The sequence below is a fragment of the Parcubacteria group bacterium genome, from assembly GCA_016186325.1.
GTDB lineage: Bacteria > Patescibacteriota > Minisyncoccia > UBA10092 > UBA10092 > JACPHB01.
Map to the genome: position 1 here is coordinate 81,891 of JACPLW010000002.1, position 13,858 is coordinate 95,748.

Here is a 13,858-nt window from a genome sequence, read left to right on the forward strand (position 1 = left end):
TTAAATAACAAATAAATAAAACTTATACACTTAAAAATCACTGTTTAATAATAATAAGTTATAAAAAATAAATAATAGTTAATGATAATATAAAAATGATTGTCACTTGTTTAAGAGAAAATTTAAAAGAAAGTTTGGATAATGCTTTAAGAATTATTAAATATAATTCTACTTTACCGATATTAAATAATATTTTAATTACTACTGACAAAGGAAGATTAAGAATCTCTTCAACTGATTTGGAAATAGGTTTTTCTTCTTTAATATCTTCAAAAATTGAAAAAGATGGCAGTATAACAGTGCCGGCCCAATTATTAAGCCAATTTGTTAATAATTTACCAAATAAACAAATAACTCTTGAGGAAAAAAATTTAAAACTACACTTGAATTGCGATAATATTAAAGCGTCTATAAATGGCCTAAATGCCGGTGATTTTCCAATTATTCCAAAATTGAAAAGTTCTTCGGTTTTGAATATAAACTCAAAAATTCTTAAAGACGCTTTATCAAGCGTAATTAATTCATCTGCTTTGTCTGATAGCCGTCCGGAAATCTCAAGTATTTATATAAGGATTGAGCCGGATCAAATTAAGTTTATCGCTACAGATAGTTTCCGTTTGGCGCATAAAACTTTATTTCTGTCGGAAGAAATGAAAAAAAAGGTGAAAATAGACATTTCTAGATTACAGAACATTATTTTACCTTTACGAACCGCAAGTGAAGTAGTGAGAATATTAGGAGATAATGATAGCGATGTTGAAATTATAATTGATCAGAATCAAATTAAATTTTCTTTTAATGACACATTTCTCGTTTCACGATTGGTTGAAGGAAGTTACCCTGATTATGAAGCTATTATTCCAAAATCGTTTGAAACTAAATGTTATTTTTCAAAGAAAGACTTGGAAGAAGTTGTAAAACTGGCTGGATGTTTTTCTACCCGCCTTAATGATATGATTTTAAAAACAAGTTCCAGTAAATCATATCTTGAGGTTTCTTCAAACCATGCCGAGTTCGGAAATCATGAAGCGAGAATAAACTCGGAAGTTGAGGGTAAGGATGTTAATATTGTTTTCAACTGGCGTTATGTTTTAGATGGTTTAAAAAACATGAGCGAAGATGATATTATTTTTGAATTTAATGGCGATCAAAAGCCGGCAATGATTAAGCCTGTAAAAGAAACGGATTTTTTTTACATTTTAATGCCGATAAAAAACTCATAAATCAGCAGAGCTGTTGTCGTAATCCTTTGGAAGTTGGTTATAAATGCTAGCGTAGTTGTTTTTCAGCCAATTTTGCAAAGAGTTTTCCCAGTTTTTATATTGAGAATCGTTTTCTATATTAGGATACGTGTTGCCTTGCGGGTCGTTTTTATTCACCCAGTACAAAATTTCATGGATTTCGGTAAAACTTCTTTCTTCAATTAAGTTGGCCGGAGTTTTTTCAGTTGCCAAAAGCCCGCTGGTTTTATTCACTTTCAGTTTTGTTGATATTTGGTATTGGCCATTTAAGATCGGTTTTTCTGTGATAATAGGATTAGGCTTTGTAAAACTTTCCATTGGCGTGTCTTTTAATGCTTGAACCATAAATTCATTCCATATAGGCCCGGCAGCCATAACACCCGCGCCGCCTTTTTCAATCGGAGTATTATTATTGTTGCCGGCCCAAACTCCGACTGCGAGCGATGGTGTGTATCCTACAATCCAAGCGTCTCTTGCTTTTGTTTCTTCCGTGGGATCTTGAGTAGTGCCGGTTTTTGCCGCTACCTTTCGCTCACCGAGCGACAGCGGGCTGTACAACCCGAACATCGGTGCCCGGGCGTTATTATCAGAAAGAATATCGTTAATCGTTCTCGCAACCTGTTCATTCATAACTTTTTGGCCATCATTTTTATATTCTTCGAGTATCCGGCCATTCCCGTCTTCAACCTTGATAATCCCTGTTGGGTTGTGCTTTACGCCTTCTTGACTGAAAACCCCAAAAGCCGAAACCATTTCCAAGAGCTTGACTTCTGCACTCCCTAAGACCAGAGAGAGGCCGTAGCGAGAGCGGTCTTTCAGAGTGGTTATTCCCATGCTTTCCGCGGTACTTATTGAGTCATTCATGCCGGCAAGATAAAGAACTTTAACGGAGGGGAGATTTAAGGAATTGGATAGAGCCTGTTTTAAAGTGACCGGCCCCCTGAATCTACCGTCATAATTTTTCGGGTGATAACAGGTTTGCTGATCAATGCCAGGTTCTGCGATTCCATTCCATGAACACAACGGGTTAAACTCGGTGGGAACATCCCAAATCACCGTATCCGGCGTAAAACCATTATTAATGGCCGTAGCGTAAACAAAAGGCTTGAAAGATGATCCCGGCTGGCGCAAACTTGTTGCTAGATTGACGTTTGGTTCGAATTGGCAGCTTTTTCCCGGCTCGCAATTTTTTGGTTCCGGCTCTCCCCAGTAGTTTTTTGATCCGACCATTGCAAGAATCTGGCCGGTTTTTGGATCAATGGCTACTAGGGCGGCGTTTTTGGTGTTGTAAACTTCATTGCGCTTGGCGCCTTCTTCGACTGCTTTTTCGGCGATTTCTTGAAAACTAAGGTTCAGAGTGGTGGTTACCTTCAGACCCCCTTTTTCCACGAAGTCTTCGCCGTACTTGTCATTCAAGTATTCTCTTATGAACATTACAAAATGCGGAGCGACAATACTGGTTTTTTGGGCAACAAAGTTAACGGTCGTCTTTTTTGCTTTTTCGAAATCTTCATCGGAAACGTGTTTCAAATCTTGCATCCGGCTTAAAATGTAGTTTGCCCGCGACTTCAGTTCGTTGGCATGTGTTCCATATGGCGAATAATAAGATGGAGCTTTGGGAAGGGCGGTTAAGTAAGCGGCCTCCGCCAAGTTGAGTTCTTTGGCCGGTTTATTAAAGTAAGTCAATGAAGCAGCTTCAATACCATAAGCGTTTGAACCATAAGGAATTTGATTCAAATAAAAATCAAGTATTTCATTTTTAGAATATTTTCTTTCCAATGCTACCGCTAAAATGATTTCCTTTATTTTTCGACTGAAGGTGCGCTCGGAAGTAAGGTAAGTGTTTTTGATAAGTTGTTGAGTAATGCTCGAACCGCCTTCGGTTATTTTATTGCCTTTTATGTCGGCGAGCACCGCTCGAAAAATGCCGCGAAAATTGATGCCTGAATGCTTGTAAAAATCAGTGTCTTCGGCCGCTATGGTGGCATCTTTTACAATTTGCGGAATTTGATCAAAAGGAATGACGGTACGCTTCTCTTCTCCGTGAATCTCATAAAGAAGAACCTTATTTTCGTGATCGTATATTTTAGTTGATTGAACAATTCTTCTATTCTGCCAAGCATTGGGATCGGGAAGAAAGCGGCTGTAATAGAAAAAAACTGAAATAAACAAAACAATCGCTACGAAAAGCGAGATGATGCTCCAAAAGACAATGTGAGAGAGTATTTTTCGCTTACCCATTTATTTTAATATTTATACAACACAAACCTCAAAAAATCAACCTCGATTTAGCCTTACCTCATATTTATGTATAAGTATGGGGTTCACAAATTAGCCATCATCTGATATGTTAAATTGATATGGCAGTAATTAATAAAAAAGAAAAAATCAAAACCCTCTTAACAAGAGCTGTTTCCAACGTTCTGGTCTCAGAACATTTGGAAAAAAGACTGATTTTGAGCGAAAAATTAAGAATAAAATTTGGCATAGACCCCACTGCTCCGGACATTCATTTAGGACATACCGTGCCCCTTATTAAATTAAAGCAATTTCAGGAACTAGGACACCAAGCCGTTTTGATAATAGGCGATTTTACAGCTAGAATTGGCGACCCCTCCGGTCGCGATGAGGCAAGAAAAGCGCTGTCTGTTGCCGAGGTGAAAAGAAACATGAAAAATTATCTTATCCAGGCCGGGAAAATAATAGACATTGAAAAAACAGAAATTCATTATAACAGCGAATGGTTTTCTAAAATGAAAGCGGTAAATTTTTATGAATTAGCCGGTAAGGTGACGGTTCAGCAGATTCTAAAAAGGGAAGACTTTAGGAAAAGAATTGAAAACGACAGAGATATTACCGCTAACGAAATGATGTATCCAATTTTTCAGGGTTACGATTCTGTCATGATAAGGGCTGACGTTGAAATAGGCGGCGAGGATCAATTAGTAAACCTTTTAATGGGCAGAAGAATTCAGCGCGCTTACGGAATGCCGGAGCAGGATGTCTTAGCAACGTGGCTTATTGAAGGTACAGACGGCGAAAGGAAAATGAGTAAAAGTTTCGGTAATTACATCGCCATATCCGAAAAGCCGGACAATATGTTTGGAAAAATAATGTCTATTCCTGACTCGCTGATCATTAGATATTTTAAGGCCTTGACTCAAATTGCTGATGATAAAATAAATAAAATTGAATCGGACATGGAAGCTAAAAAGTTAAATCCCAAAGATTCAAAAACTCGATTGGCTTACGAAATTGTCAGAATTTATCATGGAGAAGAAAGGGCAAAAGAAGCGGAGTCTGAATTCGATCGAATATTCAAAAAACGGGAAATACCAGGGCAGGTTTCAGAAATGGTTTTAGATAAGAGCACTTATAACATTATTGATTTACTCGTGAAATTAAGTTTAGTGCCGTCTAAAAGCCAGGCACGCCGTTTAGTTTTAGAGCATGCGGTAAAAATAGGCGGGAAAACTATTAACGACCCGAAAGCTAGTATTAATATTACCTTAGATTTAGTGGTCCAGGTGGGAAAGAGGCATTTTAAGAGGGTCAAAGTAAAATAATAAAAGACGCGGATTAAAACAAATCTCGCCCTGCAGTTGCGGGGCGAGATTTGTTTTACAATTCCTCGGCATCGGGTTCTTCGGATTCATCAAGCTCTTCGAGCTCGTCAAAACCAGTCTCTTTTACTCCAGGGTTTTTTGACTTTTCCTCGTCTTCGCCCAGCTCTTTAACCAATCCATCTTCGAGTTCCGTGTCTAAGTCAGCATCTTCACTTTGACTGTATGGATGTTTTTTGTCCATATTAAGATAATTTATTTTATTAATTTTAAGGCTAATTTTTTAGTTTAGGATTAGTATAGCAAGCGGCAAGGGCGATGGCAATAGCGTCGGCGGCATCATCGGGTTTTGGTATTTTTTCAAGTTTTAAGATGTTTGCGACCATTTTTTGAACTTGGCGTTTTTCAGCCTTTCCGTATCCGGTAACGGCGGTTTTTACCTCAAGAGGAGTGAATTCGCAAACATTAAGATTTAAAGAATTTGCGCAATTGATGATTACGCCGCGCGCTTCGGAAACCGAGAGTGCTGTTTTAACATTTTTGGTAAAAAAAAGCTTTTCAATTGCCAAAGTTTGAGGATTATATCTTGAAATCAATTCAGAAATTAATTCGGAAATCGTTTTCAACCGTTCTATTTGGCTGTGATTTTTTAATTCTAAACAGCCGTATGTTATCAGTTCAGCCTCGCTGTTGCTTTTCTTTATTACAGAGTAGCCGATTCGCGCCGTTCCAGGGTCAATTCCCAGTATTATCATAGATTTCGTTTACATCTTGTTGTTCGTCTAAAGCTTCATAAAGCGCCGATAGTTCTTTTTTAACATCTTCGTTTTCTATTTTTACAGGCGCGTTAGGAATCCAATCAGCTCCTTCTCGCCTAAACATCCACTGGAGAGAACCAATTTCGGCAAACTTGGCATTGTGTTCCGAGAGTATTTTCTTGATTTCTCCTAGAGTGCGATTTTTGTTGTCGGTTATCGCCGTAATCAAAATTGCCACTCCGCCGGGGCCGAAAGCACCGTAGGTTACTTCAGTAAGCTCTGCGCCGGCGATCTCTCCAGTACCTCTTTTGACGGCTCTTTCAATGTTTTCTTTTGGCAGATTGACTTCTCGAGCCTTTTCAATCACAGCTCTAAGCGACGGGTTTTTGTCGGGATCGCCGCCTTTTCTGGCGGCAATGGTAATAAGAGAGGAAATTTTAGAAAAAACCTTGGATTTTTTAGCATCCGTCAGCGCTTTCTTATGTTTAATTGTAGACCACTTAGAGTGTCCGCTCATGATATTAATTATTCTCAGTAAGTTTAATTGTTGTGTCAATGTTTGACATATTAATAAATAAGAGCTACTAGTTAGACAATTCTTGATTCCGATAGTTCTTAATGGAGAAAAAAACATGAAGCCAATCCTGCAATTTCTAAAGATAAATATACTTCTGTTTTTAATATTGAATGCGTTGAGTTATATTGTAGCGGCGACGTTTTCGGGATCGTTTTTTATTCCCCTACAAAATTTCTTCTTCCCTTACATTTTCTGCGTATTCGGATTTGTACCAGTATCCTTGTTCGGGCTTATCTTTGGATATTTATGGCTCTACTTCTGTTTTTGGGCAGATGGAGAAATAACAGATGAGATGGGAGCAGCGTTTTTTGAATTTTTTATTTTTGTAGTATCAGTAGTTTCTACGATCGCGGTATTTAGATACTCTGACGGGCTCAGTATCGTTTGGTTCTTGCGTGATATCTGGATTGGGTTTTTTTTGGCCTCACTCATAAACGCCGAAAAAGGCGAGAGATATTATAAGAGTATAAGTTAAAATTAAATCTGTAATCAGCATTACTTACCACGAATGCTGATTTTTTTACTTTCAATTATTATAATAAATTAGGATTTTCCGGCGGAAGCCGGAGTCCTAAATGTTCGTAAGCGAATTTGGTTGCGATGCGGCCGCGGGAGGTTCTCTGTAAAAATCCTATTTGTAAAAGATATGGTTCGTAAATGTCTTCAATGGTATCAAGCTCTTCGGAAGTGGCGGCCGCGAGTGCCTGAAGGCCGACCGGCCCACCGTTAAATTTTTTAATAATTGCATCAATTAAACGCCGATCGGTTGATTCAAGCCCTATTGCATCAACTTCCATTAAGTGAAGCGCTTTTTTGGCGATTTCCTCGTTGACTATCCCATCTCCTTCCACTTCGGCATAATCGCGCACTCTTTTTAAAAGCCGATTAGCCACCCGCGGGGTAAATCTTGATGACTGGGCAATTAATTTTAAAGCTTCGGGTTCGGCTTGAAGATTCATAAGGTTGGCCGATCTTTTTAAAATATTTTGAATATCTTCAATCCCGTAAAAATCTAATCTAAAGGTGGCGCCGAAGCGGGAGCGCAGGGGATTTGATAATAATCCGGCGCGGGTAGTGGCCGCGATAAGTGAAAATGCCGGTAAGTCCAATTGAAGAGTTCTGGCCGACGGTCCTTTGCCGATGATAATGTGGAGCATCCGGTTTTCCATTGCCGGATAAAGAATTTCTTCAACCGTTTTGTTCAAGCGGTGAGCTTCGTCAATAAACAAAATGTCGCCGGAATTAAGGTTGGTCAAAATTGAAGCCAGATCCCCAACTTTTTCAATAGCCGGACCGGAGGTAATTTTAATATTGGCGCTCATTTCCCTCGCTATAATGTAGGCCAAAGTGGTTTTTCCCAAGCCGGCCGGCCCATACAAAAGCAGGTGATCTATGGATTCAGACCGTTTTTTTGCCGCTTCAATCAGGATTTTTAAACCCGTTTTAACCTTCTCTTGGCCGATGTATTCGCTCCAATCGCGAGGCCTTAACGACTGGTCTAAAGTGCGGTCTTCGGGCTTTAGTTTTTGACTTGTAGTACTGTTAAGTTCCATTTGATCCCGTTAGAAATCTAATTTAATTATATTAAATTTGCATTTTTATAAACTCATGAGTTGATTATCCGCCTCGCTTTGACTAAACATAAATTTCTAACGGGATTGACAATCTCACTTAATTTAAGTATAATATAAAAATATGGCATCAGTTGTTCCTAATAACCTCGAGGCAATAAAGACTCTATTTTAAACCATAAGGTCTTTCTGGGGGCTTTTCCATGTCGGGTGATCTGGTTCCGATTGGATCATTGCACAACTTAGTCCTATCCCTTCAAGCTGGCTTGAAGGACCATTGCCTCGAGATTATTAGGCGCAAGTCTACTCCGATTATTTATGAGATTTTTCAAAAATCGCCCAAGATCCTGGCTGCTTCTTCAACCGTGGTAATACCGCGGATTATTTTTATTACCGCGTCCTGCACCATGGTAACCATTCCGGTTTTTTTGGCCACTTCTTTCAGTTGCGATTCGGTTGGCGAATTTAATATTAATTTTTCAACATCGCCTGTAACTTCAAAAAGCTCCATAACGGCTACGCGGCCAAGGTACCCGCCATGGCACTCCTTGCACCCTTTTGCTTCCGGAATCAAAACCTTATTGTTTACTTCTATACTGCCTACTCTTGACGGCAAATCCTTCAAGATCTCACCGAATTTTGAAAGTTCGTCTTTGGTAATAGGTCGTTTCTCGGCGCATTTAGGACAGATTCGGCGCAATAAACGCTGGGCCATTAATAAGTTTACGGCCGGAGCGATAATGGGCGGTTTAACGCCTAAATCAATCAGTCGCGGGATAGCGCCGATGGCGTCATTAGTGTGAATCGTTGAAAAAACCAAGTGGCCGGTTAGCGCGGCGTGCATCGCGATTTCGGCAGTTTCAAAGTCTCTTATTTCTCCAACCAGGATGACGTCAGGGTCCTGTCTGACAATTGAGCGCAGGCCGTTCTCAAAAGTGTAGCCTTTATCCGGTTCAACTTGCGTTTGAGAAATGCCTTCAATATGGTATTCAATCGGATCTTCTATAGTGATTATTTTAATGCCCGGCGAGAGAATTTCATTGATGAACGCGTAGAGAGTTGTGGTTTTCCCGGAACCGGTCGGACCGGTAGTGAGAATCATTCCGGTCGGAACGCTCAATTGTTTTTCAAGAACTTTTATATCGTCTTCTCTGATTCCGAGGTATTTCAAATCAAGCTTAACTGCGCTGGGGTCAAGGATTCTCATTACAATGTTTTCACCGTAAGCGCCCGGCAAAATTGAAGTTCTGATTTCTATCTCATCCCCGCCGCTTACAATCGTGAAGCGGCCGTCCTGGGCTTTTTCATGAATATTCAGTTTAAGCCCGGAGAGAAGTTTGATGCGGTTTAAAACAGGCGGGTAAACTGACGCCGGCATGAAGATAACATCTTCCAAAACGCCGTCGCGGCGAAATCTTAAGCGGACGGTATCTTTTTCCGGCTCAAAGTGGATGTCGGATGATTTAAGAATTAAAGCGCTAGCCAGTGCCGCTTCTACTATTTCTGTAGCTTTTGACTCAAAAAGTTTCTCGGCGATTTTTTTAAAACTCTCCAAATCAACAATTTCTTTCTGGTATCTCACAAGACCTTCTTTTGAAATTTCAACCTGTCCGGTTATTTCTTTGGCTTCGCGGAGCTCGGGGTAACGTGAAAGCGCTTTTTTAAAGCTAGTTTGCGAAATGACAAAAACTTTTACCTCATATCCTTCTTTTTGAAGCTCGGCAATGAGTGCTTGTGTTTCCTTGTCATTTGGATTTAAAACAGCAAGGTGAAGGATTTTGACCTTGCGGTTAATGACAGCCGCCTTGGCTTTTTCGGTTTTTTCTTTTTGTATTAATTTTAAGGAGTCTCCCTCAATTGGGATGAAAGACAAGTTAAGGTAGGGAAAATTGGTTTTTTCCGCAAGCTGTTTAGCGCGATCCTCTTCTTCCCCGCGATGGACTTTTTCTAAAAATTCTTCTTGTTTTTTTTCCTTGCTTAAAATCATCATGTTTTAATCCTAAAATCCGTATTCTGTTTTAATTCTCTAATTTTGAGCTTTAATTTACAAGTATTATTGTCCCCAAGCTTTTTATATTATAGATGAACATAACGCTGTTAAAATCTTCGGTCAAATAAAACTGTGGATAAGTTGAGCGCCATAAAGAATGCATTTTATAAGTGTTGCTTTAGCAGCACTTTTTTCTTTTCCGTTTATTTGCTACCATTTTCACATTAAAGTTATGATTGAAGCAATCTCCAAATCGGCAAACGAGACAAAAAAGATTGCGGTCTCGCTAGCGGAAAAGATAAAAAAGCGGCCGCTTTCAAAAGTAGCGCTTATTATTGCTTTGGAAGGCGATTTGGGCTCCGGTAAAACCACCTTTATCCAAGGGTTGGCTCAAGAACTGGGAGTTGAGGAAAACATTTTAAGCCCGACTTTCGTGATTCAAAAAGATTTTCCGCTTTCTTTAAAAAATTTTAAAAACCTTTATCACATTGACGCTTACCGGTTGAAGAATCCGCTGGAACTTCTGGAACTTGGATTTGAAGACTTAATCAAAAATCCGGAAAATCTCATTGTTATCGAATGGGCTGATAAAGTTAGAAAGATTTTGCCAGAAAACATTTTAAAAATAAAACTTGTTAATTTAAAAGGCAGTAAAAGAAAGATTCAAATTTTCAATTTCTAATTTTCAATTTTCAATCAATGATACAATTTAACAATTTTCAATTAATTCTTTATTGTTTGAAAATTAAATCATTGAAAATTCAATGAAAATTGCAAATTGAGAATTAAAAATTATTTATGAAACGTCTTATTTTAATAGATTCTCACGCTTTAATCCACCGCGCTTATCACGCCTTGCCGCCGCTTACTACCAAAAGCGGCGAATTGGTAAACGCGGTTTATGGCTTTACTTCAATTTTAATAAAAACCATTTCCGGTTTTAAACCGGACTATATTGTTGCCGCTTTTGACGCTCCCGGCGCCACTTTCAGGCATGAGGAATACAAAGAATATAAAGCGACTCGCGTTAAAGCGCCGGATGAGCTATACATCCAAATACCGCGCGTCAAAGAAATCTTAAACGCTTTCAAAATTCCAATTTTTGAAAAGTCTGGGTTTGAAGCCGACGATATTATCGGCACAATTTCCAAAAATTTAAGGGGAAAAAACGTCGAGGTTCTGATTTTAACCGGAGACATGGACAATTTTCAGCTTGTCGGAAAAAACGTTAAGGTTTTATATTCTCCTCCCAGCGCGGCCAAAGAGCAGATCGTTTATGATTCTAAAAAAGTTGAGGAACGTTTCGGCGGCCTTAAGCCGGAACAACTTATTGATTTTAAAGGTCTCAAGGGCGACCCCTCGGACAATATTCCGGGGGTCAAAGGTATCGGAGAAAAAACCGCGATTGCTTTGATTGATCGGTTTGAGAATATAGAAAATTTGTATAAAACTATTAAAAAAGGAAAAATTAAAGAAATTAGCGCCGCTGTTTTTGAGAAACTAAAGACCGGAAAAGAAGCCGCTTTTTTTTCAAAAAAACTAGCGACTATAAAACAAAACGTCCCGATAAAGTTCAACTTAAAAGAAAGCGAATTCGGTAAATTTGATAAAGAAAAACTCTTTAAATTATTGGGAGAGTTAGGATTTGTAAGTTTGGTAAATCGTATGGGCGGGGCTATGGCGGGCAAGCCCCGCGGAAGCGAAGCGACTTTGCGGGGCAGTCCCTCCTCCGCTAAAGCTATGGCGGGCAGGCAGGGGACTTTGGCGATGCCTCCAAGTGCCGATATCAAGGGCCAAATCGGTTATGATTTCAAATCTTTTATTAAAACTCCAAAAGGGAAAAAAATAGTTATCGGCGGCGGCGATTTTGACGTTATGATTGCCGCCTACATTCTTAATCCGGGCGAGCGCGATTATAGTTTAGAAAAATTGAGTTTGGGGGAATTTGGCGCGGTTTTACCGAAAACCGAAGCTGTTTTAAAACTGGCGCCAATTTTAAAAAACCGGCTGATTGAAACCGAAACCGAAAAAGTTTTTAAAGAAATTGAAATGCCTCTTATACCGGTTTTGGCGAAAATGGAAATCGCCGGAATAAAAATGGATGTTAAAAAGATAAATAAATTAGATGATTACCTCGGGAAAGAATTGAAAAAACTTGAAAATGAAATTTATAAGTTAGCCGGCGGAGAATTTAACATAAATTCGCCTCAGCAATTATCAGAAATTCTTTTTTTTAAATTGAAAATTCCTGGGGCTTTGGCCGGGGGTCGCATTAGAAAGACACCCGGCGGCGCGCTTTCAACCGGAGCGGCGGAACTGGAAAAACTAAGGTCGGGGCATAAAATCATTGATTTTATTTTAAAATATCGAGAGCTGGCAAAGTTAAAATCGACCTATACCGATACGCTGCCGAAATTAGTCGATAAAAACAAGCGGATTCACACCACTTTTAATCAAGCGGGGACGGCAAGCGGGCGGCTGTCAAGCCAGGACCCGAACTTGCAAAATATTCCGGCCCGCGGCGCTTGGGGCGATAAAGTGCGCAAAGCTTTTATTGCCGAAAAAGGATACAAATTTCTATCCGTTGATTATTCCCAGATTCATTTAAGAATTATCGCGGCGCTAGCTGATGATAAAAAGATGATTGAGGCGTTTAAAAACGGATTAGATATTCATAAATTTACCGCTTCCGAAATAAACAATGTGCCAATTGAGAAAGTTACCGGCGAGATGCGTTTTGCCGCTAAGGCGCTTAATTTTGGAATAATTTACGGTATGGGAGCCTTAAGCTTTGCCGAATCGGCCGGCGTCAGCCGCGAAAAAGCCAGAGAATTTATTACTGAATATTTGAAGGATTTTTCCGGCATCGCCCGTTATATGGAAATTCTAAAAAACAAAGCCAAAGAATTGGGATTTACCGAAACGCTTTTTGGCCGCCGGCGCTATCTTCCGGAAATTGATTCGCCAAACCCGATGCTTCGCGCTCAAGCCGAGCGGATAGCCGTTAATATGCCGATACAAGGCCTTGAAGCCGACATTATTAAAAAGGCGATGATTGAAATTGATAAATGGCTGCGCGGAAATGACAATATTAGAATGATTTTGCAAGTCCATGACGAACTACTGTTTGAAGTCAAAACGGGTTTTGTAAAAGAAGCGGCTAAAAAAATTGTAGAACTTATGGAAAGCGTAATAAAATTAAAAGTGCCGATTATCGCAGAAGCCAAGGTGGGTGATAATTGGGGGGAAATGGAACCATACAAAAAATATGCCGGAATTGCCCGAAGTACAAACAATCGTTGATGATTTAAATAAAAAAGTTAAAGGTTTAACCATAACCGATGTTTGGACCGATTGGCCCAAATATTTTAAGCGTTCAAGCGGGGGTTTTGACGGCTTTAAAAAAGAAATAAAAAATAAAAAAATAGAAAAAGTTTGGCGAGTCGGAAAAAACATTATTTTCGGTCTGTACGGCAATACGGATATGCTTATTCATCAGAAAATGACCGGGCATATTCTTATAGGTAAATGGAAATTTAAAGATAAAAATTGGCTTTCCCTCGAAAAGGGGCATTTAACAGAAAAAGTTAATGGCTATATTCACGCGATGTTTCATTTTTCCAATGGCAAAATGATGGCTCTTTCGGACTTGAGAAAATTTGCCAAGATTTTGCTTTTTAACGATAAAGATTTAAAAAGTTTGGAAGACGTAAAAAACATCGGGCCAGATCCGCTTCAGGCGGGTTTCGGGTTTAACCAATTTAAAAGTTTGATAACCAAAAAAAGAGGGCCTATAAAAAAAAGTTTAATGGATCAAAATATTGTTTCCGGTATTGGCAATATTTATGCCGATGAGATTTTATTTACATCCAAAATCCATCCTCTCAAAAAGATTGAGAAGTTAACCGATAAAGAATTAAAGACGATTTTTGAAGCGGCTAAAAAAATTCTTAAAAAAGCCGTTCGCTTTCGCGGTACTTCCACTTCTGACTTTCGCGACACTTCGGGAAAAAAGGGGCGTTACGGCGACGTGCTTCTTGTTTATCGGCGCGAAGGCGAAAAATGCCTTCGTGGCTGCGGGACGACAATTAAGCGAATTAAAATCGGCGGTCGCTCGGCTCATTTTTGCCAGAGTTGTCAAAAGTTATAATTTTAAAC

General features: G+C 39.3%; 12 protein-coding genes. 6 read left to right on the forward strand and 6 right to left on the reverse strand.

Going from position 1 to position 13,858, the window contains the following annotated elements; translation table 11 throughout:
• Nucleotides 1-95: 95 nt before the first annotated feature.
• Nucleotides 96-1,223 carry a DNA polymerase III subunit beta gene (dnaN, locus tag HYW79_00920; GenBank protein MBI2635090.1) on the forward strand — a complete coding sequence of 376 codons (1,128 nt, stop codon included), beginning with the start codon at nt 96-98 and terminating at the stop codon, nt 1,221-1,223.
• Here dnaN and HYW79_00925 read toward each other — a convergent pair.
• A complete protein-coding gene (locus HYW79_00925; GenBank protein ID MBI2635091.1) occupies nt 1,218-3,482 on the reverse strand; it encodes a penicillin-binding protein in 2,265 nt (754 codons plus the stop codon). The genes dnaN and HYW79_00925 overlap by 6 nt on opposite strands.
• A gap of 119 nt (nt 3,483-3,601) precedes the next feature.
• Between HYW79_00925 and HYW79_00930 the strand changes: the two genes are divergently transcribed.
• Nucleotides 3,602-4,807 (forward strand): tyrosine--tRNA ligase, encoded by a 1,206-nt coding sequence (locus HYW79_00930; protein MBI2635092.1) that lies wholly within the window; start codon nt 3,602-3,604, stop codon nt 4,805-4,807.
• Between the two features lie 55 nt (nt 4,808-4,862).
• Here HYW79_00930 and HYW79_00935 read toward each other — a convergent pair whose 3' ends face one another.
• From HYW79_00935 to HYW79_00945, 3 genes are read right to left on the reverse strand one after another with little or no spacing between them, the layout of a single operon-like run.
• Entirely contained in the window at nt 4,863-5,048 is a 186-nt protein-coding gene (locus HYW79_00935) for a hypothetical protein (protein MBI2635093.1), read from the reverse strand.
• 31 nt (nt 5,049-5,079) lie between these two features.
• The gene (ruvC, locus tag HYW79_00940) at nt 5,080-5,559 is read right to left on the reverse strand and encodes a crossover junction endodeoxyribonuclease RuvC (GenBank protein MBI2635094.1); all 480 of its coding nucleotides are present in this window, start codon (nt 5,557-5,559) and stop codon (nt 5,080-5,082) included.
• Nucleotides 5,540-6,079 (reverse strand): YebC/PmpR family DNA-binding transcriptional regulator, encoded by a 540-nt coding sequence (locus HYW79_00945; protein ID MBI2635095.1) that lies wholly within the window; start codon nt 6,077-6,079, stop codon nt 5,540-5,542. Before HYW79_00945 ends, ruvC begins: the two co-directional genes overlap by 20 nt.
• Nucleotides 6,080-6,194: 115 nt before the next feature.
• Between HYW79_00945 and HYW79_00950 the strand changes: the two genes are divergently transcribed.
• A complete protein-coding gene (locus tag HYW79_00950) occupies nt 6,195-6,614 on the forward strand; it encodes a hypothetical protein (protein MBI2635096.1) in 420 nt (139 codons plus the stop codon).
• A gap of 58 nt (nt 6,615-6,672) precedes the next feature.
• Here the strand turns inward: HYW79_00950 and ruvB are convergent, their stop codons facing one another.
• Together ruvB and tadA are read right to left on the reverse strand one after the other, a co-directional pair.
• Nucleotides 6,673-7,692 carry a Holliday junction branch migration DNA helicase RuvB gene (gene ruvB / locus HYW79_00955; GenBank protein MBI2635097.1) on the reverse strand — a complete coding sequence of 340 codons (1,020 nt, stop codon included), beginning with the start codon at nt 7,690-7,692 and terminating at the stop codon, nt 6,673-6,675.
• 346 nt (nt 7,693-8,038) lie between these two features.
• On the reverse strand, nt 8,039-9,697 hold the full coding sequence (gene tadA / locus HYW79_00960) for a Flp pilus assembly complex ATPase component TadA (protein ID MBI2635098.1): 1,659 nt from the start codon (nt 9,695-9,697) through the stop codon (nt 8,039-8,041).
• Between the two features lie 160 nt (nt 9,698-9,857).
• Here tadA and tsaE point away from each other — a divergent pair, with 160 nt between their 5' ends.
• The 3 genes from tsaE to mutM all read left to right on the forward strand — a co-directional run bounded on the left by tsaE (nt 9,858) and on the right by mutM (nt 13,850).
• Nucleotides 9,858-10,382, forward strand: a complete 525-nt coding sequence (gene tsaE / locus HYW79_00965; GenBank protein MBI2635099.1) for a tRNA (adenosine(37)-N6)-threonylcarbamoyltransferase complex ATPase subunit type 1 TsaE — start codon at nt 9,858-9,860, stop codon at nt 10,380-10,382.
• 116 nt (nt 10,383-10,498) lie between these two features.
• Nucleotides 10,499-13,003: a DNA polymerase I gene (locus tag HYW79_00970; protein ID MBI2635100.1), complete on the forward strand. Its 2,505-nt coding sequence runs from the start codon at nt 10,499-10,501 to the stop codon at nt 13,001-13,003.
• Nucleotides 12,969-13,850, forward strand: a complete 882-nt coding sequence (gene mutM, locus HYW79_00975) for a DNA-formamidopyrimidine glycosylase (GenBank protein MBI2635101.1) — start codon at nt 12,969-12,971, stop codon at nt 13,848-13,850. The genes HYW79_00970 and mutM overlap by 35 nt, the downstream gene beginning before the upstream one ends.
• Nucleotides 13,851-13,858: the final 8 nt, after the last annotated feature.

What these genes read in the sequence shown, in the direction of transcription:
- mutM (MBI2635101.1), top strand. Translation starts at nt 12,969, where the DNA reads ATGCCGGAATTGCCCGAAGTACAAACAATCGTTGATGATTTAAATAAA.
- ruvC (MBI2635094.1), bottom strand. Translation starts at nt 5,559, where the DNA reads ATGATAATACTGGGAATTGACCCTGGAACGGCGCGAATCGGCTACTCT.
- ruvB (MBI2635097.1), bottom strand. Translation starts at nt 7,692, where the DNA reads ATGGAACTTAACAGTACTACAAGTCAAAAACTAAAGCCCGAAGACCGC.
- HYW79_00970 (MBI2635100.1), top strand. Translation starts at nt 10,499, where the DNA reads ATGAAACGTCTTATTTTAATAGATTCTCACGCTTTAATCCACCGCGCT.
- HYW79_00945 (MBI2635095.1), bottom strand. Translation starts at nt 6,079, where the DNA reads ATGAGCGGACACTCTAAGTGGTCTACAATTAAACATAAGAAAGCGCTG.
- HYW79_00935 (MBI2635093.1), bottom strand. Translation starts at nt 5,048, where the DNA reads ATGGACAAAAAACATCCATACAGTCAAAGTGAAGATGCTGACTTAGAC.
- HYW79_00930 (MBI2635092.1), top strand. Translation starts at nt 3,602, where the DNA reads ATGGCAGTAATTAATAAAAAAGAAAAAATCAAAACCCTCTTAACAAGA.
- HYW79_00950 (MBI2635096.1), top strand. Translation starts at nt 6,195, where the DNA reads ATGAAGCCAATCCTGCAATTTCTAAAGATAAATATACTTCTGTTTTTA.
- tsaE (MBI2635099.1), top strand. Translation starts at nt 9,858, where the DNA reads ATGCATTTTATAAGTGTTGCTTTAGCAGCACTTTTTTCTTTTCCGTTT.
- tadA (MBI2635098.1), bottom strand. Translation starts at nt 9,697, where the DNA reads ATGATTTTAAGCAAGGAAAAAAAACAAGAAGAATTTTTAGAAAAAGTC.
- dnaN (MBI2635090.1), top strand. Translation starts at nt 96, where the DNA reads ATGATTGTCACTTGTTTAAGAGAAAATTTAAAAGAAAGTTTGGATAAT.
- HYW79_00925 (MBI2635091.1), bottom strand. Translation starts at nt 3,482, where the DNA reads ATGGGTAAGCGAAAAATACTCTCTCACATTGTCTTTTGGAGCATCATC.